This is a genomic window from Streptomyces sp. NPDC044921 (assembly GCF_056432865.1).
This window is the reverse complement of the sequence record NZ_JBWKIF010000016.1, coordinates 161,792-188,739: the sequence shown is the minus strand read 5'-3', so window position 1 is coordinate 188,739 and position 26,948 is coordinate 161,792. Positions and strand designations below refer to the sequence as shown.

General features: G+C 73.3%; 22 protein-coding genes and 1 rRNA gene. 19 read left to right on the top strand and 4 right to left on the bottom strand.

Going from position 1 to position 26,948, the window contains the following annotated elements:
* The 3 genes from rrf to AC07DA_RS24975 all read left to right on the top strand — a co-directional run.
* Positions 1–91: ribosomal RNA gene (gene rrf, locus AC07DA_RS24985) — 5S ribosomal RNA — on the top strand; the annotation flags it as partial.
* A 226-nt stretch (positions 92–317) separates the two neighbouring features.
* Positions 318–1,469: a hypothetical protein gene (locus AC07DA_RS24980; protein ID WP_479130427.1), complete on the top strand. Its 1,152-nt coding sequence runs from the start codon at positions 318–320 to the stop codon at positions 1,467–1,469.
* Complete coding sequence (locus tag AC07DA_RS24975; protein WP_479130426.1) at positions 1,361–2,137, top strand: tetratricopeptide repeat protein; 777 nt, start codon at positions 1,361–1,363, stop codon at positions 2,135–2,137. The genes AC07DA_RS24980 and AC07DA_RS24975 overlap by 109 nt, the downstream gene beginning before the upstream one ends.
* 71 nt (positions 2,138–2,208) lie before the next feature.
* On the opposite strand, the gene AC07DA_RS24970 is transcribed toward AC07DA_RS24975, so the two are convergent.
* The gene (locus AC07DA_RS24970) at positions 2,209–3,501 is read right to left on the bottom strand and encodes a DUF1015 domain-containing protein (protein ID WP_479130420.1); all 1,293 of its coding nucleotides are present in this window, start codon (positions 3,499–3,501) and stop codon (positions 2,209–2,211) included.
* 73 nt (positions 3,502–3,574) lie between these two features.
* Between AC07DA_RS24970 and AC07DA_RS24965 the strand changes: the two genes are divergently transcribed.
* From AC07DA_RS24965 to AC07DA_RS24950, 4 genes are all read left to right on the top strand, one after another.
* A complete protein-coding gene (locus AC07DA_RS24965) occupies positions 3,575–4,606 on the top strand; it encodes an HAD hydrolase-like protein (RefSeq protein ID WP_479130419.1) in 1,032 nt (343 codons plus the stop codon).
* A gap of 106 nt (positions 4,607–4,712) precedes the next feature.
* The gene (locus AC07DA_RS24960) at positions 4,713–5,756 is read left to right on the top strand and encodes a FecCD family ABC transporter permease (RefSeq protein ID WP_479130418.1); all 1,044 of its coding nucleotides are present in this window, start codon (positions 4,713–4,715) and stop codon (positions 5,754–5,756) included.
* Between the two features lie 17 nt (positions 5,757–5,773).
* Complete coding sequence (locus AC07DA_RS24955; RefSeq protein WP_479130417.1) at positions 5,774–6,814, top strand: FecCD family ABC transporter permease; 1,041 nt, start codon at positions 5,774–5,776, stop codon at positions 6,812–6,814.
* Positions 6,811–7,746 (top strand): ABC transporter ATP-binding protein, encoded by a 936-nt coding sequence (locus tag AC07DA_RS24950; RefSeq protein ID WP_479130416.1) that lies wholly within the window; start codon positions 6,811–6,813, stop codon positions 7,744–7,746. Before AC07DA_RS24955 ends, AC07DA_RS24950 begins: the two co-directional genes overlap by 4 nt.
* Here the strand turns inward: AC07DA_RS24950 and AC07DA_RS24945 are convergent.
* A complete protein-coding gene (locus AC07DA_RS24945; RefSeq protein ID WP_479130415.1) occupies positions 7,730–8,077 on the bottom strand; it encodes an SCP2 sterol-binding domain-containing protein in 348 nt (115 codons plus the stop codon). The two genes, AC07DA_RS24950 and AC07DA_RS24945, sit on opposite strands and share 17 nt — an antisense overlap.
* A 42-nt stretch (positions 8,078–8,119) precedes the next feature.
* Here AC07DA_RS24945 and AC07DA_RS24940 point away from each other — a divergent pair, with 42 nt between their 5' ends.
* The 5 genes from AC07DA_RS24940 to AC07DA_RS24920 all read left to right on the top strand — a co-directional run bounded on the left by AC07DA_RS24940 (position 8,120) and on the right by AC07DA_RS24920 (position 13,448).
* Positions 8,120–8,440 (top strand): hypothetical protein, encoded by a 321-nt coding sequence (locus tag AC07DA_RS24940; RefSeq protein WP_479130414.1) that lies wholly within the window; start codon positions 8,120–8,122, stop codon positions 8,438–8,440.
* A 7-nt stretch (positions 8,441–8,447) separates the two neighbouring features.
* Positions 8,448–9,263, top strand: coding sequence for a TlyA family RNA methyltransferase (locus AC07DA_RS24935; protein ID WP_479130413.1), 816 nt, complete (start codon positions 8,448–8,450; stop codon positions 9,261–9,263).
* On the top strand, positions 9,260–10,165 hold the full coding sequence (locus tag AC07DA_RS24930) for an NAD kinase (RefSeq protein WP_094055423.1): 906 nt from the start codon (positions 9,260–9,262) through the stop codon (positions 10,163–10,165). Before AC07DA_RS24935 ends, AC07DA_RS24930 begins: the two co-directional genes overlap by 4 nt.
* 179 nt (positions 10,166–10,344) lie before the next feature.
* Positions 10,345–12,063 carry a DNA repair protein RecN gene (gene recN / locus AC07DA_RS24925; RefSeq protein ID WP_479130425.1) on the top strand — a complete coding sequence of 573 codons (1,719 nt, stop codon included), beginning with the start codon at positions 10,345–10,347 and terminating at the stop codon, positions 12,061–12,063.
* 242 nt (positions 12,064–12,305) lie between these two features.
* Complete coding sequence (locus AC07DA_RS24920) at positions 12,306–13,448, top strand: glycosyltransferase family 4 protein (protein WP_479130424.1); 1,143 nt, start codon at positions 12,306–12,308, stop codon at positions 13,446–13,448.
* A gap of 353 nt (positions 13,449–13,801) precedes the next feature.
* Here AC07DA_RS24920 and AC07DA_RS24915 read toward each other — a convergent pair whose 3' ends face one another.
* Positions 13,802–15,472, bottom strand: a complete 1,671-nt coding sequence (locus tag AC07DA_RS24915) for a PucR family transcriptional regulator (protein ID WP_479130412.1) — start codon at positions 15,470–15,472, stop codon at positions 13,802–13,804.
* Between the two features lie 128 nt (positions 15,473–15,600).
* Between AC07DA_RS24915 and AC07DA_RS24910 the strand changes: the two genes are divergently transcribed.
* Entirely contained in the window at positions 15,601–16,557 is a 957-nt protein-coding gene (locus AC07DA_RS24910; RefSeq protein WP_479130410.1) for an LLM class F420-dependent oxidoreductase, read from the top strand.
* A 39-nt stretch (positions 16,558–16,596) separates the two neighbouring features.
* Here the strand turns inward: AC07DA_RS24910 and AC07DA_RS24905 are convergent, their stop codons facing one another.
* The gene (locus AC07DA_RS24905) at positions 16,597–18,399 is read right to left on the bottom strand and encodes a glycoside hydrolase family 15 protein (protein WP_479130423.1); all 1,803 of its coding nucleotides are present in this window, start codon (positions 18,397–18,399) and stop codon (positions 16,597–16,599) included.
* A gap of 472 nt (positions 18,400–18,871) precedes the next feature.
* Here AC07DA_RS24905 and AC07DA_RS24900 point away from each other — a divergent pair, with 472 nt between their 5' ends.
* From AC07DA_RS24900 to AC07DA_RS24875, 6 genes are all read left to right on the top strand, one after another.
* Positions 18,872–20,518 (top strand): CTP synthase, encoded by a 1,647-nt coding sequence (locus AC07DA_RS24900; protein WP_436983971.1) that lies wholly within the window; start codon positions 18,872–18,874, stop codon positions 20,516–20,518.
* Positions 20,519–20,614: 96 nt separating this feature from the next.
* Positions 20,615–21,241 carry an NUDIX domain-containing protein gene (locus AC07DA_RS24895; protein ID WP_479130409.1) on the top strand — a complete coding sequence of 209 codons (627 nt, stop codon included), beginning with the start codon at positions 20,615–20,617 and terminating at the stop codon, positions 21,239–21,241.
* A 249-nt stretch (positions 21,242–21,490) separates the two neighbouring features.
* On the top strand, positions 21,491–23,530 hold the full coding sequence (locus AC07DA_RS24890; protein WP_479130408.1) for a tetratricopeptide repeat protein: 2,040 nt from the start codon (positions 21,491–21,493) through the stop codon (positions 23,528–23,530).
* 138 nt (positions 23,531–23,668) lie between these two features.
* Entirely contained in the window at positions 23,669–24,793 is a 1,125-nt protein-coding gene (gene ald / locus AC07DA_RS24885; protein WP_479130407.1) for an alanine dehydrogenase, read from the top strand.
* 425 nt (positions 24,794–25,218) lie between these two features.
* Positions 25,219–26,346, top strand: coding sequence for a ParA family protein (locus AC07DA_RS24880; RefSeq protein WP_451112824.1), 1,128 nt, complete (start codon positions 25,219–25,221; stop codon positions 26,344–26,346).
* Positions 26,331–26,903, top strand: coding sequence for a hypothetical protein (locus tag AC07DA_RS24875; protein ID WP_479130406.1), 573 nt, complete (start codon positions 26,331–26,333; stop codon positions 26,901–26,903). The genes AC07DA_RS24880 and AC07DA_RS24875 overlap by 16 nt, the downstream gene beginning before the upstream one ends.
* Positions 26,904–26,948: the final 45 nt, after the last annotated feature.

The following is a 26,948-nucleotide window of genomic DNA, read 5'->3' as shown; positions in this document are numbered from 1 at the left end:
GCCCGGTTACATTCCGAACCCGGAAGCTAAGCCTTACAGCGCCGATGGTACTGCAGGGGGGACCCTGTGGGAGAGTAGGACGCCGCCGAACAATCTTTGGAAGGACCCCTGGTCACCAGCGTTCAGCTGGGACCAGGGGTCCTTTTTGTTTTTTGCACTGCGCGCTGGGCATCCGGCTGCGCGAGAATGACTTGCGGTACCGAAGACAGGAGTCACCATGTCCACCAACTCTCCCGACGACCGACCGGAGCGCGACCAGCGGCGACGCGAGGGGGACCGGAGCGACCGCGGCGGTCAGCGCGGCGACCGTGGCGACCGTGGCGGCTTCCGTCGGAACGATCGTGGTGACCGTCCCTCCTTCCGCCGGGACGACCGTGGGGACCGCGGCGAGCGCGGTGGCTTCCGCCGTGACGACAGTCGCCGTGACGACAGCCGGGGCGGCGACAGCCGGGGCGGCGACAACCGTGGTGGCGGTTACGGCCGGCGTGACGACCGTGACCGTGGTCCGCGCAGGGACGACCGCGACCGCGGTGGCTTCCGTCGTGACGACCGCGGGGAGCGCCCCTCCTTCCGTCGTGACGACCGCGGAGAGCGCCCGGACTTCCGGCGGGACGACAGCCGTGGCGGCGAGAACCGTGGCGGGGACAGCCGTGGTGGGGACAGTCGCGGCGGTGGCTACGGCCGGCGTGACGACCGCGGTGGCTTCCCGCGTCGCGACGACCGCGGGCCGCGTGGCGGGTTCCGGCGAGACGAGCGTCGGGACGATCGGCGCGATGACCGACGCGATGACCGACGGGACGATCGGCGCGACGATCGGCGTGACGGCGACCGGGGCGGGTTCCCCCGCCGGGACGACCGTGGCGAACGCCGCGATTTCCGGGACCGCGGCTTCCGCGGTGATGACCGTGACCGCGACCGCGGTTTCCGCAGCGACGACCGCGACCGCGGCTACCGTGGCGACGACCGTGACCGTGGACCGCGCGGTGATGACCGTGACCGTGGCTTCCGGCGGGACGACCGCGGTGGCTTCCGTGGCCGCGACGAGCGCGGGGACCGTGGCGGCTTCCGTCGCGACCGTGACGACGCGGGTCGTGGCGGGCGTCCCGCGTTCCGGCGTGAGGACGGTCCGCGCGGCGAGCGCGGCGAGTTCCGGCGCGATGACCGTCGGGACGATCGGCGTGACGGCGACCGTGGTGGATTCCGCGGGGGCCGTGACGACCGTGGTGGGCGTGGTGGGCCCCGGCGTGACGACCGTGGTGGGCGTCCGGGCGGGTTCCGGGGCGGCCGGGACGACCGGCGTGGCGGCGGTGGCGGCCGGTTCCGTGAGGAGCGGGAGCGGGACAGGGAGCCGATCAAGCGGCTGCCGATCCCCGAGGACGTCACGGGTGACGAGATCGACAAGGACGTGCGGCAGGAGCTGCAGAGTCTGCCGAAGACGCTCGCGGACGACGTCGCCAGGAACCTGGTGATGGTCGCCCGGCTGCTCGACGAGGACCCCGAGGGCGCGTACGCCTACTCCAGGGTCGCCCTGCGGCTGGCCTCGCGGGTCGCCGCCGTACGGGAGGCCGCCGGGTTCGCCGCGTACGCCACCCAGAAGTACGGTGAGGCGCTGGCCGAGTTCCGGGCGGCCAAGCGGATGACCGGGAACATCGACCTGTGGCCCGTGATGGCCGACTGCGAGCGCGGGCTCGGGCGGCCGGAGAAGGCGCTCGACATGGCCGGGGCGCCCGAGGTGAACAAGCTCGACAAGGCCGGGCAGGTCGAGATGCGGCTCGTCGCGGCCGGTGCGCGCCGGGACATGGGGCAGCTGGACGCGGCCATCGTGACGCTGCAGAGCCCCGAGCTGGCCGCCAACTCCGTGCAGCCCTGGACCGCGCGCCTGCGGTACGCGTACGCGGACGCGCTGCTCGCCGCCGGGCGTGAGGCCGAGGCCCGCGAGTGGTTCGCGAAGGCCGTCGAGGCCGATCGGGACGGCAGCACGGACGCCTCGGACCGGCTCGCGGAGCTGGACGGCGTGGAGTTCGTGGACGTCCTCGCCGACGACGAGGACGAGGACCAGTCGGAGGACCAGGACGAGGTCCGGGGCGGTGGCGCGGACGGCGGCGCCGTGACCGGGGAGCCGGACCGGAAGGACTGACGTCCCAGGTGAGTGAAGGGGGCGGATCCCGGCCGGGATCCGCCCCCTTCGTGTGTCCGGGAGGGCGTGGGTCAGAGGTCCAGGGCGCGCAGGACCAGGCCCGTCGCCGGTTTCGGGCCGAACGACGTCGACTTGCGCGGCATGGTCACGCCCTGCCGGGCCAGGTCGCGGACGACTTCCTCGTGGACCGGGTGCATCAGGACGGCCGTACCGCCGTCGCGCTCGGCCTTCGCGACCGTGGCGGCCGTGTCGTGGATGTAGGCGATGCGGTCGGGGGAGTCCTCGGGGATGCGCCAGACGTGCTCCAGGAGGGTGGCGTGCAGCACCGTCGCGTCCAGGGTGCGCCACGCCGCCGGCCGGTCGGCCGGGACCGTGCGGGCCAGCAGGTCCGGGTCGGGGCGGTCGACGAGGTGGAAGGAGCCGTCGCCGGCGAGCAGGAACGCGTTGCCCGCGCGGGTCGCGTCCGCCAGTACCTCCAGGGCCGCGGCCAGGGGGACGTCGAGGCGGCGTACCCGGAAGTGGCCGTCCAGCGCGGTCAGGGCCTCGCCGACCGGCAGGCCGTGCAGGAGGCGGTGGATGGCGCGGACGCGGAGGGGATACCTGGCTGTGTCGACCAGGAGGACCAGGCCGTGGTCCCACGGGCTGGGCGAGGGGTGTTCCGCGCGGAGGCGGCGGTAGGTCGCCCAGCGGTGGTGGCCGTCGGCGATGAGGGCCTGGTGACGGGCCAGGTCCCGCTGGATCGTGGTGAGCTCGGCGGGGTCGGTGATCGCCCACAGACGGTGGCGGAAGCCGTCCTCCGTGGTGGTCGCGAGGAGGGGACGCCGGTCGGCGGCGCGCTCGACCAGGTCGGCCGTCGCGGTGGACGAATCGTCACCGCGGTAGGTCAGCAACAGGGGTTCGAGGTTGGCCGAGGTGGCCCGCATCAGGGCCGCGCGGTCGGCGACGACGTGCGGCATGACGTCCTCGTGCGGCAGCACCACCTGCTCGGCGGGGTCCGAGACGCGCAGGGCGCCGATGACGCCGCGCTGCAGCATGCCGTCGCCGTCGCGCTGCTCGTAGACGTAGAGGCAGGGCTGCGGGTCCGTGGTCAGGATGCCCTCGGAGAGCCAGCGGCGCAGGGTCTTCGCGGCCTGCTCGTTGCGGGCGTCGGGGGTGGCGGCCTGGGGGAGGATCAGACGGACGATGTTGTGGGGGTCGGAGGACTCGAGGTGGTGCAGGCCGTCGGGGCGCACCACGACGTCGTACGGCGGAGATGTGACGGCGGCAAGGCTGCCGACCCGGTCGGGGTCGTAACGGAGGCCTCGGAACGGGGTGAGTTCCAGGCCTCGGTGCGCCGTTGCCTCCGAGTGACCTGCTGTCTTCATCCCGGCATCGTACGGGTGTCGGTGGCATGGGGGATGATCGGGGGAAAGGCCGCCGAACGAGGAGCGATACGGGATGAGCCGGAGCGTCAGGACGAGGCCCGAGGGCAGTGGGCAGGCCCTGAGCGAGGCGTACGACACGGCACTGCTGGACCTGGACGGTGTCGTGTACGCGGGTGGGAGCGCGATCCCGCACGCCGTCGAGTCGCTGGCCGCCGCCCGGGAGGGCGGGATGCGCCTGGCGTACGTGACCAACAACGCGCTGCGGACGCCGGACACGGTGGCCGGGCACCTGACGGAGCTGGGGATACCGACGGGTGCGGAGGACGTCATCACCTCGGCGCAGGCGGTGGCGCGGCTGGTCAGCGAGCAGGTGCCGCGGGGCGCGCGGGTGCTGGTGGTCGGCGGTGAGGGGCTGCGGGTGGCGCTGCGCGAGCGCGGGCTGGAGCCCGTCGAGTCCGCGGACGACGATCCGGTGGCGGTCGTGCAGGGGTACGGCGGTCCCGACCTGCCGTGGGGCCGGTTCGCCGAGGCCTCGTACGCGGTCGCCCGGGGCGTGCCGTGGTTCGCGTCCAACACGGACCTGACGATTCCCAGCGGGCGCGGTATCGCGCCGGGCAACGGGGCGGCGGTGGAGATCGTCCGGATCGCCACGGGTGCCGAGCCGCAGGTCGCGGGCAAGCCGCTGCCGCCGATGCACCGGGAGACGATCCTGCGGACGGGGGCGGAGCGGCCGCTGGTCGTCGGGGACCGGCTGGACACGGACATCGAGGGCGCGTTCAACGGGGAGGTCGACTCGCTGCTGGTGCTGACCGGCGTGACCGACGGAGCCCAGCTGCTGGCCGCTCCGCCGCGGCACCGGCCGACGTACGTGGACGCCGACCTGCGCGGGATGCTCGGCGGTCAGCCGGACGTCGTCGAGGCGGGCGAGGGAGCGTTCCGGTGCGGTGGCTGGACGGCGACGGCCGGCGCGGAGCGGCTGGAGCTCGACGGGGAGGGCGAAGCGCTGGACGGGCTGCGGGCGTTGTGCGCCGCCGCGTGGTCGGCCGCGGGTGAGGGGACGTGCGAGCTGGACGGCGGGAAGGCGCTGGCGCGGCTGGGGATGTGAGGGCCGGTTGGCGGGCTCCGCGCGGGGGCAGGATCGGCCCGTGTGTGCGGAGGGTGGCCAGGCTCTCGCATCGTGATCGGTTGCGAGGGTAGGCTAACCTAACTGCGTGTTGGTCGAGAGTCCCCCCGAACAGCGCGCGGAGACTGCCCCCGCGCCCCCAACCCGACGTGCGGCGCGTGCTTTTGGGCTGCTCCTGTCCGTCGCGATCCTGGTGCTCATCGCGCTGGCGAGTATCGCGATCGGGGCGAAAGAGCTGTCCCTGGAGCAGGTCTGGCACGGTCTGTTCGAGGACTCGGGCAGCTACGGCGACGTGGTGGTCGCGGAGCGGCTGTCGCGGACCGTGCTCGGGCTGCTCGCCGGAGCCGCCTTGGGGCTCGCCGGCGCGGTCCTGCAGGCCCTCACGCGCAATCCGCTGGCCGATCCCGGACTGCTCGGCATCAACGCGGGCGCGTCCGCCGCGGTCGTCACGGCCATCACGTTCCTGGGCGTCACCTCGCTCAGCGGCTATGTGTGGTTCGCGTTCTTCGGCGCGGCCGCGGTCGGGGCGCTGGTGTGGTTCCTCGGCGGCAGCCGGGGCGCGACACCGGTGCGGCTGGCCCTCGCCGGCACGGCGATCAGCGCCGCGCTCTTCGGCTACCTCCAGGCCGTGATGATCATGGACGACGCGGCGCTGGGCAAGATGCGCTTCTGGACGCTCGGTTCGTTGTCCGCCGCGACCGACTCGACCATCGAGCAGGTCCTGCCGTTCCTGCTCGCCGGCACGGTCCTCGCCCTGGCCCTGGCCCGGCCGCTCAACGCCATGGCCATGGGCGACGACACCGCCAAGGCGCTCGGCGCCCACCTGAACCGGACCCGGGCGCTGTCCATGCTGGCCGCGACCGTGCTGTGCGGGGCCGCGACCGCCGCCTGCGGGCCGATCGTGTTCGTGGGGCTGATGGTGCCGCACGTGGTGCGTTCCTTCACCGGGCCGGACCTGCGCTGGATCCTGCCCTACGCGGCGATCCTGTCGCCGGTGCTGCTGCTCGGCGCCGACGTCATCGGCCGGATCGTGGCCCGGCCCGCGGAGCTCCAGGTGGGCATCGTCACGGCGATCCTGGGCGGGCCGGTGTTCATCTTTCTCGTACGACGGCGGAGGACGGCGCAGCTGTGAGGACCATCAACCGTGCCGTGAGGACGACCAGCCGGGTCGTGCGGACCCCGGGCGGGCTCTCCGTGCGCCTGGACGCGCGGGCCCTCACCGTCGTGCTCCTGCTGCTGGTCGCGGCCCTCGCGGCGAGTGTCGTGCTCATCGGGACCGGCGACTTCCCCATTCCGGCCGCCGACGTGCTGCGCACGCTGGTGGGCGAGGGGAACGCCGGCCAGGAGTTCATCGTCAACGAGCTGCGGCTGCCGCGGGTCCTGGTGGGACTGCTGGTCGGCGCCTCGCTGGGGCTGGGCGGCGCGCTGTTCCAGTCCATCTCCCGCAATCCGCTGGGCAGTCCGGACGTGCTCGGCCTCGGCCAGGGCGCGACGGCCGGCGCGCTCACGATGATCGTGCTGTTCTCCGGCAGCGCCAACCAGGTCGCGCTCGGCGCGCTCGCGGGTGGCCTGCTGACCGGCTTCGCGATCTACGTGCTGGCCTGGAAGCGGGGCGTGCACGGCTACCGGCTGGTCCTGGTCGGCATCGGCGTCTCCGCGATCGTCACCGCCGTCAACGGCTACCTGCTCACCAAGTCGGACATCGTGGACGCGGCCCGCGCGGTGGTGTGGATGACCGGCTCCCTCGACGGCCGTGACTGGGCGCAGGTGTGGCCGCTGCTCGCCCTGTGCGCGGTGCTCGTGCCGCTCGTGCTGGTCAACGGCCGGGGGCTGCGGATGATGGAGATGGGCGACGACGTGGCGTACGCCCTCGGGGTGCGGGTGGAGCGCGTCCGGCTGCTGCTGATGGTCGCCGCGGTGCTGCTCACCGCGTCCGCGACCGCCGCGGCCGGTCCCGTCAGCTTCGTGGCGCTGACCGCGCCGCAGCTGGCCCGGCGGCTGACCCGTTCGCCCGGCCCGAACCTGCCGGCCTCGCTGTGCATGGGCGCCGCCCTGCTGGTGGTCGCCGACCTGGCCTCGCAGCGGGCGTTCGGCGCCGGGCAGCTGCCCGTGGGCGTCGTGACCGGCGTGCTCGGCGGTGTCTACCTGCTGTGGCTGCTGGTCACCGAACGCAAGGCGGGGCGGATATGAGCACCGGCACCTCAGCGGGCACGAGCGCCCGGAGCAGCAACAGCAGCGGGCTGAACAACCGAAGGAGCACCGTGAACCGTCTGTCCGCCGAGAACGTCACCCTCGCCTACGACCAGAGGGTCATCGCCGAGCAGTTGTCGGTGGAGATACCCGACCACTCCTTCACCGTGATCGTCGGGCCCAACGCGTGCGGCAAGTCGACGCTGCTGCGGGCGCTGTCGCGGATGCTCAAGCCGAGCGAGGGCCGGGTGCTGCTCGACGGGCAGGCCATCCAGTCGCTGCCGGCGAAGAAGGTCGCGCGCACGCTCGGCCTGCTGCCCCAGTCGTCCATCGCGCCCGACGGCATCACCGTCGCCGACCTGGTCGGCCGCGGCCGCTACCCGCACCAGGGCATCCTGCGCCAGTGGTCCACCGAGGACGAGCGGGTCGTGCAGGAGTCCATGCGGCAGACCGGCGTCGCCGAACTCGCCGACCGTTACGTCGACGAGCTCTCCGGTGGTCAGCGGCAGCGCGTGTGGATCGCCATGGCGCTGGCCCAGCAGACGCCGCTGCTGCTGCTCGACGAGCCGACGACCTACCTGGACATCCAGCACCAGATCGACGTCCTGGACCTGTGCGCCCAGCTGCACGAGGAGCAGGGGCGCACGCTGGTGGCCGTGCTGCACGACCTGAACCACGCCGCCCGCTACGCCACGCACCTCATCGCCCTGCGCCAGGGCACGGTCGTGGCCGAGGGCGCGCCGAACGACATCGTCACGGCCGAGCTGGTCGAGAAGGTCTTCGGGCTGCGCTGCCAGGTCATCGACGACCCGGAGACGGGCACGCCGCTGGTCGTGCCGGCCGCGCGGAAGGCACGTGCGAGGGACACGGCCGGGACGCCGGCCGCGGTGGAGCCCCGGGCGGATAAGGTCCCCGCTACAGAAGCTTCCTGAGACGGAGCAGGTCCCGCAGCCCCGCGTGCAGCTTCACCCGGCCCGAGCCCCAGGCCGTGGCGAAGTTCAGCTCGCCGTCGACCAGGGCCACCAGGTCGTCGCCGGTCATGGCCAGTCTGATCTCGGCCTTGTCCGGCGGCGGCCCGGGCACCGTGTCGCGCACCTCGATCCGGCCGCCCCGCATGCGGCCCACGAAGGTGACGTCCAGGTCGGTGATGTGGCAGCTCACCGAGCGGTCCAGGGCCGCGGCCTCGCGGACGTCCCCTCCGGCTCGCTGCATGCTGTCCGAGAGCTTGTCGAGTGCGCTGCGGCACTCCTCGATCGTGGCCATCGCGATCGACGGTACCGCAGCGGTTCGCGGTAGCGTCGGGGCATGGACCACGCAGTTCCCCCAGCGGACCTCCCGGAGGACCCTCCGGCGGACCCCTCGGCGGACCTCCCCGCGCCGACGACGCGGCAGGCGGAGCCCGAGCCCGACCCGGCCGCCCCCGCCCCCCTGGACGTGCCCCGCACGCCCACCGGCGAGGCCGCCGTGGACGCGGCCCTGGACCGGCTCGGCGACGCCGACCACCTCCCCACGGACGGGCACGTCGAGGTGTACGAGGATGTACACCGGGGGCTGCGCGACGCGCTCACCGCGCTCGACGTACGCCCGGGACCTCCGGCGCCCCCGCAGTCTGGACCGAGGAGCTGAACCGAACGTGGCAGGAGTCGCACGACGCCGTCTGGACGCGGAGCTGGTCCGCCGGAAGCTCGCGCGCTCGCGTGAGCACGCCGGCCAGCTGATCGCCGCCGGCCGGGTCTCCGTCGGCAGGACCGTCGCGACGAAACCGGCCACGCAGGTGGAGACCGCCGCCGCGATCGTCGTCGCGGCCGACGAGAACGACCCCGACTACGTCTCCCGGGGCGGCCACAAGCTCGCCGGTGCCCTGGAGGTGTTCGTGCCGCAGGGCCTCGCCGTCGAGGGCCGCAGGGCGCTCGACGCCGGCGCCTCGACCGGCGGGTTCACCGACGTCCTGCTGCGCGCGGGCGCCGCCCACGTCGTCGCCGTGGACGTCGGGTACGGACAACTCGCCTGGTCCCTGCAGAACGATGAACGCGTCACCGTCAAGGACCGTACGAACGTACGCGAGTTGACGCTTGAGGCGATCGATGGGGAGCCTGTGGATCTTGTCGTGGGGGATCTTTCCTTCATCCCGCTCGGGCTGGTCCTGCCCGCCCTGGTGCGGTGCGTGAAGCCGGACGCCGACCTGGTGATGATGGTCAAACCGCAGTTCGAGGTGGGCAAGGAGCGGCTGGGCAGCGGGGGAGTTGTGCGCAGCCCCGAGCTGCGGGCCGAGGCGGTGCGGGGCGTGGCCGAGAAGGCTTGGGGGCTGGGGCTCGGGGTGAAGGGCGTGACCGCCAGTCCGCTGCCCGGGCCGTCGGGGAATGTCGAATACTTCTTGTGGCTGCGGGCCGGGGCACCGGAACCGGACCCGGCCGACGTCGACCGAGCAGTGGCGGAGGGGCCGCGTTGACCGAGAACCGAGCTCGTACTGTTTTCCTGCTCGCCCACACGGGACGGCCCGCGGCCGTGCGCAGTGCCGAGCTCGTGGTGAAGGGGCTGCTCCGCTCGGGCCTGGGTGTGCGGGTCCTGGAGGACGAGGCCCGGGACCTGCCGCTGCCGGACGAGGTGGTGCTGGTCAAGGAGGCGACCCCGCAGTGCCTGGACGGGTGCGAGCTGCTCATCGTGCTGGGCGGCGACGGCACGCTGCTGCGCGGCGCCGAGTTCGCGCGGGCGTCGGGGGTGCCGATGCTCGGCGTCAACCTCGGCCGGGTCGGTTTCCTCGCCGAGGCCGAGCGCGACGACCTCGACAAGGTTGTCGACCGGGTGGTGACGAAGGCGTACGAGGTCGAGGAGCGGATGACCGTCGACGTCGTGGTGCACCAGAACGGCGACATCGTGCACACGGACTGGGCGCTGAACGAGGCGGCCGTGCAGAAGGTGTCCGCCGAGCGGATGCTGGAGGTCGTCCTGGAGATCGACGGGCGGCCGGTGACGGGGTTCGGCTGTGACGGGATCGTGTGCGCCACGCCGACCGGGTCGACCGCGTACGCCTTCTCGGCGGGCGGGCCGGTGGTGTGGCCGGAGGTCGAGGCGCTGCTGATGGTGCCGATCTCCGCGCACGCGCTGTTCGCCAAGCCGCTGGTCACCTCGCCGGACTCGGTGCTGGCCGTGGAGGTGCTGCCGCACATTCCGCCGGGTGTGCTGTGGTGCGACGGGCGGCGCACGGTGGAGCTGCCCGCCGGGGCGCGGGTGGAGGTGCGGCGCGGGGCCGTGCCGGTCCGGCTGGCCCGGCTGCACCACGCGTCCTTCACGGACCGGCTGGTGGCCAAGTTCGCGCTGCCTGTCTCCGGGTGGCGGGGCGCCCCTCACTAGCGTGGTGTCCGCCGTCGGTGGGCGCGGGACCGCTGTGGCCGGTCGCGCCCGCGCGGCGCGGCCGCAGGTCGATACGGCCCCGCTCCCCTGACGCGCGCCGCCACTCGCCTGGGTGACAAGGCCGGGCCGGTCGCAATCCGCGGTCCGGACCTCGTAAGGTCGTGTCCGTGTTGGAGGAGATGCGGATACGGTCGCTCGGTGTGATCGACGACGCTGTCGTCGAGCTGTCGCCGGGGTTCACCGCGGTCACCGGTGAGACGGGTGCGGGCAAGACCATGGTGGTCACCAGCCTGGGATTGCTGCTGGGCGGGCGGGCCGACCCGGCGCTCGTGCGGATCGGGGCCGGGAAGGCGGTCGTCGAGGGACGGATCACCGTGCCGCGGGACGCCGCCGTCGCCGTACGCGCCGAGGAGGCCGGGGCCGAGCTCGACGACGGCGCCCTGCTGATCAGCCGTACCGTTTCGGCCGAGGGGCGCTCCCGGGCGCACCTGGGCGGCCGCAGCGTGCCCGTGGGCGTGCTCGCGGAGCTCGCCGACGAGCTGGTGGCCGTGCACGGGCAGACCGACCAGCAGGGACTGCTCAAGCTGTCCCGGCAGCGGCAGGCGCTCGACCGGTACGCGGGCGACGCGGTCGCCGTGCCGCTGGCCAAGTACGGCGAGGCGTACAAGCGGCTGCGGGCCGTCTCCGCCGAGCTCGACGAGATCACCACGCGTGCGCGGGAACGCGCCCAGGAAGCCGACCTGCTGCGCTTTGGGCTCGACGAGATCGCCGCCGTCGAGCCCCGGGCCGGTGAGGACGTGGAGCTGGCCGAGGAGGCCGAGCGGCTCGGGCACGCCGAGGCGCTGGCCTCCGCCGCCGCGGCCGCCCACGCCGCGCTCGCGGGCAATCCGGAGGACCCCGAGGGCGTCGATGCCGGGACGCTCGTCGCGGGCGCCCAGCGGGCCCTGGACGCCGTGCGCGCGCACGACCCGGCGCTGGCCGCGCTCGCCGACCGCATCGGCGAGATCGGGATCCTGCTGCGCGACGCGGCCGGGGACCTCGCGGGGTACGCCGACGACCTGGACGCCGATCCGCTGCGGCTGGCGGCCGTCGAGGAGCGGCGGGCCGCGCTCACCGGACTGACCCGGAAGTACGGCGAGGACATCGCCGCCGTGCTCGCCTGGGCGGAGAACGGTGCCGCCCGGCTGACCGAGCTCGACGGCGACGACGAGCGGATCGGGGAGCTGACCGCCGAGCGGGACGCGCTCCGGGCGGAACTGGGCGGACTGGCCCAGGCCTTGACGGACGCGCGGACGGAGGCCGCCGAGCGGTTCGCCGCCGCGGTGACCGCCGAGCTGGCCTCCCTCGCCATGCCGCACGCCCGCGTGTCCTTCGACATCCGGCAGACCGAGGACCCCGAGGGCGTCGAGGTCGGCGGGCGGCCCGTCGCCTACGGGCCCGCCGGTGCCGACGAGGTGGAGCTGCTGCTGGCCCCGCACCCGGGCGCGCCGCCCCGGCCGATCGCCAAGGGCGCCTCCGGCGGTGAGCTGTCCCGCGTGATGCTGGCCGTCGAGGTGGTGTTCGCCGGGACGGACCCCGTGCCGACGTACCTCTTCGACGAGGTCGACGCCGGTGTGGGCGGCAAGGCGGCGGTCGAGATCGGCCGGCGCCTGGCACGTCTGGCGAAGACCGCGCAGGTCGTGGTCGTGACGCATCTGCCGCAGGTGGCCGCCTTCGCCGACCGGCAGTTGCTGGTCGAGAAGACGAACGACGGGTCCGTGACCCGCTCCGGCGTCAAGGTCCTGGAAGGGGAGGAGCGGGTGCGCGAGCTGTCCCGCATGCTCGCCGGCCAGGAGGACTCGGAGACGGCCCGGGCGCACGCCGAGGAACTGCTGGCGACGGCGCGGGCGGACCTGTAACCGGACGGCTGACCTCTGGCGGGAGGGCGGCCCTCCGGCCGGAGGCGGACCGGGGCCGGGCGGGTCGCCCAACTTCACTCGTGTGGGTGACCCGGCCCGGTGCGTTCCCCCGTTGTCGCGCCCCACGGTCGCGCCGCGGGGGTTCCGGCGTTCCCGGAACCCCCGTATGTCCTGGCATCCTTGGCGGAGTACGCGTGGGAGACCGCGCCGTGACCGCCCGACCGAACCAGGAGCCCGGCCACGTGACCCCCGTGAGCAGCCACTCACCGCCTGGCCAGTCGCCGCTGCGCACCGTGCAGGTGCTGGGCGGGGGCAACGCCACCAGCAGCGCGCATGTGCGCTCGCTGGCCGCGGGGCTCGTCGCTCGGGGCGTGAGAGTCACGGTGTGCGCCCCCTTCGAGGCGGATCGGGCCTACGACTTCAGCGGGGTCGGGGCTGACCACGTGCACGTGCCGCGCAGCAGCGACCCCGTGTCGGTGGCGGCCCTGCGGGCGGCCTGCGCCGACGCCGATCTGGTGCACGCCCACGGGCTGCACGCCTCCTTCCGTACCGTGCTCGCCCTCAGCGGACGGCGCGTACGCACCCCGCTGGTCGTGACGTGGCACGACCGGGCGCACGCCGACGGGGCACGTGCTCAGCTGCTGCGTGTCCTGGAACGGCGGGTCGTGAAGGCGGCCACGGTGGTGCTGGGCACGACCTCGGCGCTCGTGGACCGAGCCCGGCTGTCGGGCGCCCGGGACGTGCGGCTGGCCGCCGTGGCCCTGCCCGGCCCCCGCAGGCCCGTGGAGCCCGACGACCCCGACCGGCTGCGGCCCAAGGTGCGTGCCGAACTCGGCGCGATCGAGCGGCCGTTGCTCATGGCCGTCGGCTCCCTGGAACGGCACCGCGGCTACGACGTGCTGCTGGACGCGGCGCGCGCGTGGCGTCGCCTGGACCCCGTTCCCCTGGTGGTGATCGCGGGGGAAGGGCCGCTGCGCGGTGAACTCCAGGGGCGGATCGAGAGCGAAGGGCTGCCGGTCCGGCTGATCGGCCGCCGCGACGACATCGCCGACCTGCTCGCCGCCGCCGACCTCGCGCTGCTGCCGAGCCGCTGGGAGGCGCGCTCGGTGCTCGCCCAGGAGGCCCTGCACGCGCGCGTGCCGCTCGTCGCGACCGATGTCGGCGGCATCCCCGAACTCGTCGGCGACGCGGCCGAACTCGTCCCGGCCGGGGACGCCCGGGCCCTCGCCTCGTCCGTCGTACGGCTGCTCGCCGACCCCGAGCGCCGGGCCCTGCTGCGGGAGAAGGGTGCCCGGCAGGCGGCGACCTGGCCGACCGAGGACGAGACGGTCGCCCAAGTCCTCAGCGTGTACGATGAGTTGACCCGCCCCTTGCCCCTCGCTTAGAGAGGGCTGTGCTCCGGCCGGGGGCCCCTCCGCCCCGCTGAGGAGGACCCACCCGGGCCCGGGGCACCGGGCTCCTCCGCCGGCGGCTCCCGCCCGGCACGGAGGCGCCGCCCCTCGCCCAAGGGGAACCCGTCCGCCCGGAGGCCCCGCTCCCCCGGCCCGGAGGGGCAGCCCGGTCCGTACCCCTGCCCTTCGCCTTGGAGGGGCCGCCCGATCTGTCCCCCCTGGCCCTTCGCCTTGGAGGGGCCGCCCGATCTGTCCCCCCCCCGGCCCTTCGCCCTGGAGGGGCCCGCCCGGTCCGTACCCCGCCCCTCGCCCCGGAGGGGCTCCGGCTCGGAGTTCCCCGCCCTCGCCTAGAGGGTCCGGCGCGTCTGCGGGGCGGGTGGTACGTGGCGGCGGGCTCGCAGGGCCAGGCTCAGGGCCAGGACCGTCTGCGGATCGTCGAGATCCGTGCCCAGCAACTCCCCGATGCGCGCCAGCCGGTTGTACAGGGTCTGCCGGTTGAGGTGGAGCTCCCGGGCCGTCTCCGCCTTGCGTCCCGCGTGGGCGAGATAGGTCGTCAGGGTGGGCAGCAGCGGCGGGCGGGAGCGGCGGTCGTGCTCCAGCAGCGGCCCGAGCGCCCGGTCGACGAAGGCCGCCAGGTCCGGGTCATCGCGCAGCCGCCACAGCAGCAGGTCGATGTCCAGGCGCCGGGCGTCGAACCAGGGCCGGTCCGGCAGACCCTGGGCCGCCGTGGCCGTCTCGGCCGCGTGCCGCAGGCCCGACGCCGCCGCAGGCCAGCCACCGGCCACCCCGACGACCACCACCGGCGCCGGTCCGCCCGGCCGCAGCATGCCGGCCCGGCCCGCCCCGGCCCGCAGACCCGCCGCCACCTGGTCCGCGACCGCCCCCCGCTCCGCCTCCGCGCGCAGCCCGAGCAGCACCAGCACCCGCCCCTCCACCGGCCGCACCCCGAGCAGCACCGGCACGCCCACCGCCGCCAGTTCCTCCGAGACCGCCCGGGCCAGCAGGGCCCAGCCGCTCCCGGGGGACAGGGCGTCGCCGAGCCGCATGACGACCGGCAGCAGCGGCCCCTCGCCCGGCCGGAAGCCCAGTACCCGTGCCTGCGCCGGGGCGTCCTCGGCCGTGAGCCGGCCCTCGGCCAGGTCCGTCAGGAAGTCGCCGCGCCCGCGCGCCGCCAGTTCCTCCTCCTGACGCGCCTGCATCAGCACCACGGCCAGGATGCCCGCGGCCCGCTCGGCCGCCATCCGGTGCACCGGCGCCAGGGGCGCCCGGACGGGAAGCAGCACCAGCCGCGCCCGGACGCCCCCGCTGCCCGGCCCGCCCCCCGGCACGTCCACGAACAGCGACCCGGTGAGCGGCGGTTCGTCCCGGTGCCGGCCGCGCAGCCCCTCCCACACCTGGAGCGGGTCCGCGCCCTCGGGACCGGCCCCGGCGGCGTACAGCAGTTGTCCCTCCGCCGTCTCCAGGAAGACCGGGTTGGCGGCGAAGCCGGCCAGGATGTCCAGCACCTGGGGCACACCGCCGCCGCTCAGCACGGCGCGCGTGCAGCGGCGGTGCACCTCCTCGGCCCGCTGGAGCAGCGCGTAGTGGCCGTTGACGATCTCGGTGTGGATCTCCTCCGTCACGGTGACGAACGGCACCTCGCGGTGCAGTTGCACCAGCGGCAGCCCGGCCGAGCGCGCCGTGTCCACCAGGGCCGCCGGGAGCCGGGTGAAGCGCGGGCCGAGCTCCACCACCAGGGCCGCGATGCCGCGCTCGGCCAGCGTGCGCACGAACGCCCGCTGCTCGGCCGGGCGGGTGCCGAGACCGTAGCCCGTGGTGAGCAGGAGTTCGCCGCCCTTGAGCAGGGAGGCGATGTGCGGCACCTCGCCGGCGTGCACCCAGCGCACGGTCCGCCCCAGCCGGTCGGCACCCGCCAGCACCTCGGGCAGCCCGCCGCGCAGCCCCGGCAGCTCCAGCGCCCGCTGCACGGTGATCCCGGCGCCGTGGGTGTCGTAGCCGCTGTCCGTCCCGCTCTCCATGGGCCGGACGCTACCCGGGCGGAGGCTCCCCGGACATCTCCGGACGGGCACCGGGACGATCACACCCGGCGGGCCCGGAGCCGATGCCGGCCGGATTACGGCCTCACCGACCGGGTACGGGCGCCGTCATGGACATGAGCGTGGTCGCGGTGGGGCGGGAGGACGACAGTCCGGTCGAGGAGCCGTTGCGGGTCGCGGTGCTCGCCGACCGGCTCGGTTACCGGGAGGTGTGGGCGGGCGAGGGGCCGACCTGGGACGCGTTCGTCCTGGCGACCGCGATCGGCGCGGCCACCGAGCGGGTCGCGCTGACCGCCGGGCCCGTGCCGGTGAACGTGCGCGATCCGCTGACCGTCGTCCGGGGCGCCGCCTCCACCGCGGCCGTCACCGGCCGGCCCGTCGGCGTGGCCCTCGGCACCTCCAGCAAGCGGGTCGTCGAGGGTGTGCACGGCCGGCCGCGGACCCGGCCCGCCGCCGTCCTGGAGGAGTCGGCCGCGGCCGTGCGGGCCCTGATGGACAGCGTGCCGGGCGAGCCGGTCGTGCCCGGCAGCGGCTTCCCGCGCCGGCTGCCGCCGCCCGGCGGGACGCTCACCGTCGCGGCGTTCGGCGAGCGCGCGGTCGCCGCGGCCGTCGGGCACGCCGACCGGATGCTTCTCGACCTGGTCTCGCCCGCGCAGGTGCGCACGCTGCGGGCGCGGATGCTGGCGGCCGCCGGGAAGGCCGGGCGCACCCCGCCGCGACTGGCCGCCTGGCTACCGGCCGCGGTCGACCCGAAGCCGGAGGCCCTGACCCAGATCCTGCGCAGCGTCGTCGGCTACCTTCCCGTGCCGGGCTACAGCGACATGTTCGTCGACGCCGGATTCGCCGAGGTCGTCGAGCTGGCCGTCAAGGGCGCCGACCGGGACACCCTGCTGCGGGCCCTGCCGCCCGAGGCCGCGGGCACGGTCGCCCTCGTCGGCGACGCCGCCGCGGTCCGCGCCCGCGTCGACGCCTACGCCGAGGCCGGCCTGGACGAGATCGCCCTGGTCCCGGCCACGGCGGGTGACCCGGCCGGAGAGCGCACGCTCGCGGCCCTCAAGCCGGAGTGACGCTCCCCAGGCCCCCGCTCAGCCGCCGTAGGCCCCCGCTCAGCCGCCGTAAGCGCCCGAAGCCGTCAGCCGCAGCGCCGTGTCGATGAGCGGCACGTGGCTGAAGGCCTGCGGGAAGTTGCCCACCTGGCGCTGCAGCCGCGGGTCCCACTCCTCGGCCAGCAGGCCGAGGTCGTTGCGCAGGGACAGCAGCTTCTCGAACAGCTTGCGGGCCTCGTCCACGCGGCCGATCATCGCCAGGTCGTCGGCCATCCAGAACGAGCAGGCGAGGAACGCGCCCTCGTCGCCGGGCAGGCCGTCGACGCCCTCGTCGGCGCCCTCGGTCGGGTAGCGCAGGATGAAGCCGTCCGGCGTGGACAGCTCCCGCTGGATCGCCTCGATCGTGCCGATGACGCGCTTGTCGTCCGGCGGCAGGAAGCCCACCTGCGGGATCAGCAGCAGCGAGGCGTCCAGCTCCTTGGAGCCGTAGGACTGCGTGAAGGTGTTGCGCTCCTTGTCGTAACCCCGCTCGCACACGTCCCGGTGGATGTCGTCCCGCAGCTCTTTCCAGCGCTCCAGCGGGCCGTCGGCGTCGCCGGACTCGATCAGCTTGATCGTGCGGTCGACGGCGACCCAGGCCATCACCTTGGAGTGCACGAAGTGGCGGCGCGGGCCGCGCACCTCCCAGATGCCCTCGTCCGGCTCCTGCCAGTGGCCCTCCAGGTAGCGGATCAGCTTCAGCTGGAGCAGCGAGGCGTAGTCGTTGCGCGCCAGGCCCGTCATGTGGGCCAGGTGCAGGGCCTCGGTGACCTCGCCGTACACGTCCAGCTGGAGCTGGTGGGCCGCGCCGTTGCCGACCCGGACCGGGGCGGAGTTCTCGTAGCCCGGCAGCCAGTCCAGTTCCGCCTCGCCGAGCTCGCGCTCGCCGGCGATGCCGTACATGATCTGCAGGTTCTCCGGGTCGCCCGCGACCGCGCGCAGCAGCCACTCGCGCCAGGCGCGGGCCTCCTCGCGGTAGCCGGTGCGCAGCAGCGAGGACAGGGTGATGGCCGCGTCGCGCAGCCAGGTGTAGCGGTAGTCCCAGTTGCGCACGCCGCCGATGTCCTCCGGCAGGGAGGTGGTCGGCGCGGCGACGATGCCGCCGGTCGGGGCGTACGTCAGGGCCTTCAGCGTGATCAGCGAGCGGACCACGGCCTCGCGGTAGGGGCCGTGGTACGTACAGTGGTCCACCCACTCGCGCCAGAAGTCCTCCGTCGCCTCCAGCGACTGCTCCGGCTCGGGCAGCGGCGGCGGCTCCTTGTGCGAGGGCTCCCAGGAGATCGTGAACGCGATCCGCTCGCCCGGCGCGACCGTGAAGTCCGAGTAGGTCGTCAGCGACTTGCCGTACGTCTCGACGGATGTGTCGAACCACACGGAGTCGGGGCCCGCGACGGCCACCGTGCGCCCCTCGTGCTTGTGCACCCACGGCACCACCCGCCCGTAGGAGAACCGCATCCGCAGCGCCGAGCGCATCGGCACCCGGCCGGAGACGCCCTCGACGATCCGGATGAGCTGCGGGGCGCCGTCACGCGGCGGCATGAAATCGGTCACCCGGACCGTGCCCCGCTGGGTGTCCCACTCGGACTCCAGGATCAGCGAGTCGCCGCGGTAGCTGCGCCGGGCCGCGGTGGGCGGCTCCTGGTCGGAGGCGTGCGCGGGGCCGAGCCGCCAGAAGCCGTGCTCCTCGGTGCCCAGCAGGCCGGCGAAGATGGCGTGCGAGTCGAAGCGGGGCAGGCACAGCCAGTCGACTGTCCCGTCCCGGCAGACCAGGGCAGCGGTCTGCATGTCTCCGATGAGTGCGTAGTCTTCGATGCGCCCGGCCACGTGCAACTCCAGTCGAACGGCCACGTCACCCCGCAAGGGGGCTGTCGCTAGTGCGGTCAAGGGGGTTTCAGCAGGTCTTGCAATGCGTCGTTGAGCGATGAAGCAAAACAGTTCACTCAGCCGTGACGCAAAGCGCCAATTGTTGCTCAACGAACTGACGAGCTCACGTTGTTCCGGTGCTTACCGGCGGGGGGTGGTGCCGTTGGGCCGGACGGGCTCGGCGGCGAGTGTCCGAGCAGGATACGACGCACGCGGATGTTCCGGGTGCCCGTCGCGGCAAGGCGGGTACGCCGAACGAGTGAGCAACGGGTGAGAGGCCGGTGAGGATGATCGCCCCGTGTCGGAATGTGCGCGGAGCGTGGCCGGAAGCCATCACCTCGCAGCGCTGATACGCTGGTAGCCCGTGGACCGGTGGGCGTCCGACCCCCGAACCGCACCTCCAGATCGCGACCACGGGAGCCCCCTCTTGGCCATGCCCAATTCCACGACGACCAAGCACATCTTCGTCACCGGGGGTGTCGCCTCCTCGCTCGGCAAGGGCCTGACGGCCTCCAGCCTCGGCATGCTGCTCAAGGCCCGGGGCCTGCGGGTCGTGATGCAGAAGCTCGACCCCTACCTGAACGTCGACCCCGGCACGATGAACCCCTTTCAGCACGGTGAGGTGTTCGTCACCAACGACGGCGCCGAGACCGACCTGGACATCGGCCACTACGAGCGCTTCCTCGACCGCGACCTGGACGGCTCGGCCAACGTCACCACCGGCCAGGTGTACTCGACCGTGATCGCCAAGGAGCGGCGCGGCGAGTACCTGGGCGACACCGTGCAGGTCATCCCGCACATCACCAACGAGATCAAGCACCGCATCCGCCGCATGGCGACGGACGAGGTCGACGTCGTGATCACGGAGGTCGGCGGCACGGTCGGCGACATCGAGTCGCTGCCGTTCCTGGAGACCGTCCGCCAGGTCCGGCACGAGGTCGGCCGGGACAACGTCTTCGTCGTCCACATCTCGCTCCTGCCGTACATCGGCCCCTCGGGTGAGCTGAAGACGAAGCCCACCCAGCACTCGGTCGCGGCCCTGCGCAACATCGGTATCCAGCCGGACGCCATCGTGCTGCGCTGCGACCGCGAGGTGCCCACCGCGATCAAGCGGAAGATCTCGCTGATGTGCGACGTCGACGAGGCCGCCGTGGTCGCCTGCCCCGACGCCCGGTCGATCTACGACATCCCCAAGACCGTGCACGGCGAGGGCCTGGACGCCTACGTCGTGCGCAAGCTGGACCTGCCGTTCCGCGACGTCGACTGGACGACCTGGGACGACCTGCTCGACCGCGTCCACAACCCCGACCACGAGATCACCCTCGCCCTGGTCGGCAAGTACATCGACCTGCCCGACGCGTACCTGTCGGTCACCGAGGCGCTGCGCGCCGGCGGCTTCGCCAACCGGGCCCGCGTCAAGATCAAGTGGGTCACCTCCGACGACTGCAAGACCCCGGCCGGCGCCGCCGCCCAGCTCGGCGACGTCGACGGCATCTGCATCCCCGGCGGCTTCGGCGAGCGCGGCGTCAACGGCAAGGTCGGCGCCATCCGCTACGCCCGCGAGAACAAGGTGCCGCTGCTCGGCCTCTGCCTCGGCCTGCAGTGCATCGTGATCGAGGCCGCGCGCAACCTGGCCGACATCTCCGACGCCAACTCCACCGAGTTCGACCCCGCCACCGGGCACCCGGTCATCTCCACCATGGCCGAGCAGATGGACATCGTCGCAGGTGAGGGCGACATGGGCGGCACGATGCGGCTCGGCATGTACCCGGCCAAGCTCGCCGAGGGCTCGATCGTGCGCGAGGTGTACGACGGCAAGGAGTACGTCGAGGAGCGCCACCGGCACCGCTACGAGGTGAACAACGCCTACCGTGCCGAGCTGGAGAAGAGGGCGGGCATCCTGTTCTCCGGCACCTCGCCGGACGGCAAGCTCGTCGAGTACGTCGAGTACCCGCGCGACGTCCACCCCTACCTGGTCGCCACCCAGGCGCACCCGGAGCTGCGCTCGCGCCCGACGCGTCCGCACCCGCTGTTCGCCGGGCTCGTCAAGGCCGCGGTCGAGCGGAAGACTTCGAAGTAACACACCAGTTGTACGGTGGCCGGGGTGCATCCCTTCAAAGGGTGTGCACCCCGGTTTCTTTCCGGCAGGTCGTGTTGGGTACGTGGAAGGACAGGCATGACGATCAAGGACATCCCGGAGGAGTGGGAGATCCGGGCGACGGACACGCCCTTCATGGGCAACAAGACCTCCGTCCGGACCGACGAGGTGGTCATGCCCGACGGCACCGTGGTCGGCCGTGACTACCAGGTCCACCCCGGCTCCGTGGCCGTCCTGGCCCTGGACGAGGCCGACCGCGTCCTGGTCCTGCGCCAGTACCGCCACCCCGTGCGCCACAAGCTGTGGGAGATCCCGGCCGGACTGCTCGACGTCCCCGGTGAGAACCCGCTGCACGCCGCGCAGCGCGAGCTGTACGAGGAGGCGCACGTCAAGGCCGAGGACTGGCGGGTGCTGACCGACGTCTACACCACCCCCGGCGGCTGCGACGAGGCCGTGCGGATCTTCCTCGCGCGCGACCTGTCCGAGGCCGAGGGCGAGCGCTTCGCGGTCGCCGAGGAGGAGGCCGACATGGAGCTCGACCGGGTGCCGGTCGCGGACCTGGTCCGGGGCGTGCTGGCCGGCGACCTGCACAACAACTGCCTCGTGGTGGGCGTCCTGTCGCTGGTCGCCGCGCGCGCCGGGGACGGCCTGGACGCGCTGCGCCCGGCCCAGGCGCCCTGGCCGGCGCGTCCCTTCGAGGCGTAGCCGCTCCGCGGGGGGAGGGGGTGTCGCGGTCGTCGGGGCGGTGCGGCGCCGTGGTGGCCGGTCGCGCAGTTCCCCGCGCCCCTTTTGGACGCATGCCTGACGCCGTCAGTCCTACGATCTGCTGATCCGATCGGGGGATGTACCCGCCCCGCTCCTCCGGGAACGTTGCAGAGCGTGAACTAGGCTCTGAGCACGCCCGCACCGGAGTCCCGGCGGGCTCGCAGGTGCGGTGGGACGGGAGTGTGGCCCGTGACGGATCAGGTCGTGGAGACAGGCGACGTGCGGCTGACCGGGCGCGCTGTCGCGGAGCACCAGTTCCTGGGCCGCACAAGGGAGTTGAAGGAGCTGCGCGCCGACATCGAGCGCGCCGGACTGGACACCCTCGCCGGCCGCAAGGCGCCCCGCGCGCGCGTACTGCTCATCGCCGGCCGCCCCGGCTCGGGCCGCACCGCACTCGCCGGGGAACTGGTGCGGCAGGTCGCCGACCGCTACCCGGACGGGGTGCTCCGCGCCCGCCTCACCGACCCCGACGGCACCCCCGTACCCGTCGAGCGCGCGGCCCGCGACCTGCTCGCCGCCCTGGACGAACAGGCCCCGGCCGGCGCCTGCGAGGACGACCTCACCGACGCCCTGCGCACCGCCCTGGCCGAGCGCCGCGTCCTGCTCCTGCTGGACGACGCCGCCGACGCCGAACAGGTCGACGCGCTGCTGCCGGACACGCCCGAGTGCCTGGTCGTCGCCGTCTCACAGGGGCCGCTCACCGGCATCTCGGACGTCCGCCCCTGCACCCTGGGCGGCCTGGACGCCAAGTCCGGGGTCGAGCTGCTGGCCCGGCACACCGGCTCGGTCCGCATCACCGTCGACCCCAGGGCCGCCGAGGGCCTCGCCGAGGAGTGCCAGGGGCAGCCCGCCGCGCTGGTGCTGGCGGGCGGCTGGCTCGCGGCGCGTCCCAAGGCGGCCGTCTCCGACCTGGCCAAGCAACTGCGCGCCGAGGAACCCGAGGGAACCGCCCTGACCCGGGTCTTCCGGCTCGCGTACGCCGCTCTGCCCGCCACCGCCGCCCGGATGCTGCGCCTGCTCGCCCTCGCCCCGGCCGGCCTGGTCGACCCGCAGGTCGCCTCCGCGCTCGTGGGCTGCTCGGTCGGCACCGCCCGCACCACCCTCGACGACCTCGTCACCCTCGGTTTCCTGCACGCGGTCGACTCCCCGCTGCCGCAGTACGAGGTGCCCGGCTGCCTCCACGAACAGCTCCGCCTCCTCGCCCGGCACCACGAGCGCCCGGCCGAACTGCAGCTGGCCCGCGCCCGCATGCTGGAGCGGACCGTGCGGCTGCTCCAGGCCTGCCGGGCGATCACCGAGACCGACAGCGCCAAAGCGCGCCAGATGCTCCTCGACATGCCCCGGGCCCTGCGCTTCCCCACCCCGCGGGCGGCCGCCGAGTGGCTGTGCGTGACGCGGCCCGCGCTGCTCGCCGCGGCCCGGCTGGCGGTCGCCGACGGGGAGCTGGACACCCTGGCGCGGCGGCTGATGTCCCAGCTGGTCAGGGCCATGGTGGCGCATGTCGGGACCCGGGCGGCCGCACCCGACCTGTACGTGATCCACAGCCTGGTCCTCGACATCGCCGAGCGCCGCGACCTCCCCCGGGAGCGGGCCGCCGCCCTGCTGAACCTCGGCGACATCGACGCCCGCACCGGCCGCACGGCCGACGCCCTGGCGCGCTACCGGGCCGCCCTGGACGCCGGACGCGAGGTGAACGACACCTACGCCACCGGCCGCGCGATGGAATCCGTAGGGGGCGCGCATCTGGAGCTCGGCGACTTCGACCGGGCCGCCGACTGGTTCGGCCGGGCCCTGACCGAGCGGCTCGCCCGGGGCGAGCGCGCCGACGCCGCCCGGCTGTACGGGCGCATCGCCGCCGCCCACACCTTCGCCGGCCGCTACGGCGAGGCCCTGCGCAACTGGCGCTCGGCGATCACCGGGCACCGCAAGAACGGTGACGTGGCCGCCCAGGCGCGGGCGTTGAGCGAGCTGGCGCGGGTCCAGGAGTACGCGGGCCGGCCCGAGGAGTCGCTGCGCACCTGCCGTGAGGCCGTGGAGTGGGCCCGGCGCGCGGAGGACACCCGGCTGCAGGCCGCGCTGCACCTGCGGGTCGCCGACACCCTCGAACACCTCGGCGATCCCGCCTCGGCCGGGCTGCACCGGGGCGCCGCCGAGCGGATCCTCGGCGACGCTAACCTGCAAACCGAACCCGACGCCTGCGAAATCCGTACCGCATCCACTGAAGATTGATGCAATGAAAGGCTAGACAGCGGGAACGCCTTCATTAGACTGGCTCTGCCGCACGTTCTCCTGCGGTCTCTCCCGGTGTGCCCGCGCGTGCCCGGGTATGTCTAAGAAATACCCCCCATACCCTCTGAGCCAAGGACCGTGATCGACGTGAAGGTCGGCATCCCCCGCGAGGTCAAGAACAACGAGTTCCGGGTGGCCATCACCCCCGCCGGCGTGCACGAGCTGGTGCGCCACGGCCACCAGGTCGTCATCGAGCGCGACGCCGGTGTCGGCTCCTCGATCACGAACGAGGAGTACGTCGCCGCCGGTGCGCGGATCCTGGACACCGCCGACGAGGTGTGGGCCGCCGCCGACCTGCTGCTGAAGGTCAAGGAGCCCGTCGCCGAGGAGTACCACCGCCTCCGCAAGGACCAGACGCTCTTCACCTACCTGCACCTGGCCGCCTCCAAGGAGTGCACGGACGCCCTGCTGGAGTCCGGCACCACGGCCATCGCCTACGAGACGGTCGAGCTGCCCAGCCGCGCGCTGCCGCTGCTCGCCCCGATGTCCGAGGTGGCGGGCCGGCTGGCCCCGCAGGTCGGCGCCTACCACCTGATGCGCGCCAACGGCGGCCGCGGCGTCCTGCCCGGCGGTGTCCCCGGCGTGCTGGCCGGCCGGGCCGTCGTCATCGGCGGTGGCGTCTCCGGCTGGAACGCCGCGCAGATCGCCATCGGCATGGGCTTCCATGTGACCCTGCTCGACAAGGACATCAACAAGCTCCGCGAGGCCGACAAGATCTTCGGCACGAAGATCCAGACCGTCGTCTCGAACGCCTTCGAGCTGGAGAAGGCCTGCCTGGAGGCCGACCTGGTCATCGGCGCGGTGCTGATCCCCGGCGCCAAGGCCCCGAAGCTGGTCACCAACGAGCTGGTCTCGCGCATGAAGCCCGGAAGTGTCCTTGTCGACATCGCGATCGACCAGGGCGGCTGCTTCGAGGACTCCCGCCCGACCACCCACGCCGAGCCGACCTTCCAGGTCCACGAGTCGGTCTTCTACTGCGTCGCCAACATGCCCGGCGCGGTGCCCAACACCTCCACCTACGCGCTGACCAACGCCACGCTTCCCTACATCGTCGAACTGGCCAACCACGGCTGGGTGGACGCGCTGCGCCGCGACCCCGCCCTCGCCAAGGGCCTCAACACGCACGACGGCAAGGTCGTCTACCGCGAGGTCGCGGAGGCGCACGGCGTGGAGCACGTGGAGCTGTCCTCGCTGCTCGGCTGAGTCACCGACCCGCACACGACGGCCGGTAAGTCGGCTAAGTCACCAACCGGCAAAGGCGATACGTCAACACGCGTCGTCAACGCCGCGCACCCGGCCGGACCTTGCCCGACAAGGTCCGGCCGGATGTGTGTATGGTCACTTCGCGATTCCCGGGCAACTCGCCTCGAACGTAACCCTTCAACCGATTCGCACACCGGTGAAACCTGCCGTGCGACGGCCGTACGCCCTTGACAGCGGGATGTTTCATTGCCGACACATCGGGCCGGGTCCGGCGGATTGTGTTGCTGCGGACGCCCGACACGCCATAGAGTCGCCAACCGTCGGCATGGTGCCACGCTGACCTGTCTAGAAGTTTCCTGGTCACCAAGGAGGTAAGACGACTTGTGAATGAGTCGACATTTACTCCCGGGGGTGGTCAACCAGGAATGCCTGCACGGGGCCAGGGTCCCGCGGGGTTCGAGGCTGTCGGCTCCGTCGCTGTGCGCACCTTCGCAGCCCACCAGAGTCAGCAGGCGACTCACACAGCACACCAGAAGATGGATGGCCATCACGTGAACGCCATGGCCGGCGACGGAAGTGGCGCGCCCCACAACCACTTCGCCGACTACGACGAACTGCCCGAGGGGCACTTCTACGACCCCGACGCGGAGTACGAGCCCGATCCCGAGTACGCGGCGACTCTCGCGCCCGACGCGGCCAGACAGCGCCGGGAGCGCGTCGGCCCGACCGGGCGCCCGCTGCCGTACTTCCCGATCCCGGGCCCGCTGACCGACCACGGACCCGCGAAGATCATCGCGATGTGCAACCAGAAGGGCGGCGTCGGCAAGACCACGTCGACCATCAACCTGGGTGCCGCGCTCGCGGAGTACGGACGCCGTGTCCTGCTCGTGGACTTCGACCCGCAGGGCGCGCTGTCGGTCGGACTCGGCGTCAACCCGATGGAACTCGACCTCACCGTCTACAACCTGCTCATGGAGCGGGGGATGGCGGCCGACGAGGTGCTGCTGAAGACGGCGGTCCCCAACATGGACCTGCTGCCCAGCAACATCGACCTGTCGGCGGCCGAGGTCCAGCTCGTCTCCGAGGTCGCCCGCGAGTCGACGCTGCAGCGCGCCCTGAAGCCGCTGCTGGACGACTACGACTTCATCGTCATCGACTGCCAGCCCTCGCTCGGCCTGCTCACGGTCAACGCCCTGACGGCCGCGCACAAGGTGATAGTGCCACTGGAGTGCGAGTTCTTCGCCCTGCGAGGCGTGGCCCTGCTGACCGAGACCATCGAGAAGGTCCAGGAGCGGCTCAACCCCGACCTGGAGCTCGACGGGATCCTCGCCACGATGTACGACTCGCGCACGGTGCACAGCCGTGAGGTGCTCGCGCGTGTCGTCGAGGCGTTCGACGACCACGTCTACCACACGGTCATCGGGCGCACGGTCCGCTTCCCGGAGACCACGGTCGCCGGTGAGCCGATCACCACGTACGCCTCCAACTCCGTCGGTGCCGCCGCCTACCGCCAGCTCGCCAGGGAGGTGCTCGCCCGGTGTCACGCCGAGTGAGTCTGCCGGGGGCCGACGAACTCTTCCGTACGACAGGGGGAATGGGACTGCAGTCGTCCACGCCCAGGCGCCAGGCCAACGGCGACGCCCGGGTGCCCGCTCCGGCGGCCGAGGGCGACGCGGCGGCAGCGGCCGCGGAGGACGCGCCGCAGTCGGTGCCCGCGCAGGGCGGAGACGGCGAGGGCGCCGAGCACGTCGCGGCGGACGCGGATCCGGCCGAGGCCGGGGAGTCCCGCAGCCGCTCCGGCTCCGGCCGCCGGCCGGCGGCGCAGGAAGGTTCTGCCGCCGCGGGTGCCGCCGCGGCGGCACCCCGCAAGCGCGGGCGGGCCGCGGCGCGCCGTCCCAGCGGCCGTGAACGGCACGACGAGAAGATCACGGTGTACGTGTCGGCCGAGGAGCTCATGGACCTGGAGCACGCCCGTCTGGTGCTCCGCGGCGAGCACGGCCTGGCCGTCGACCGCGGGCGCATCGTCCGCGAGGCGGTCGCCGTGGTCCTCGCCGACCTGGAGACCCGCGGGGACGCCAGCATCCTCGTACGACGACTGCGCGGGCGGTAGCGGTAGCCTGCGGAGGCCATGACCTCGAACGCCTCCCCACCACCC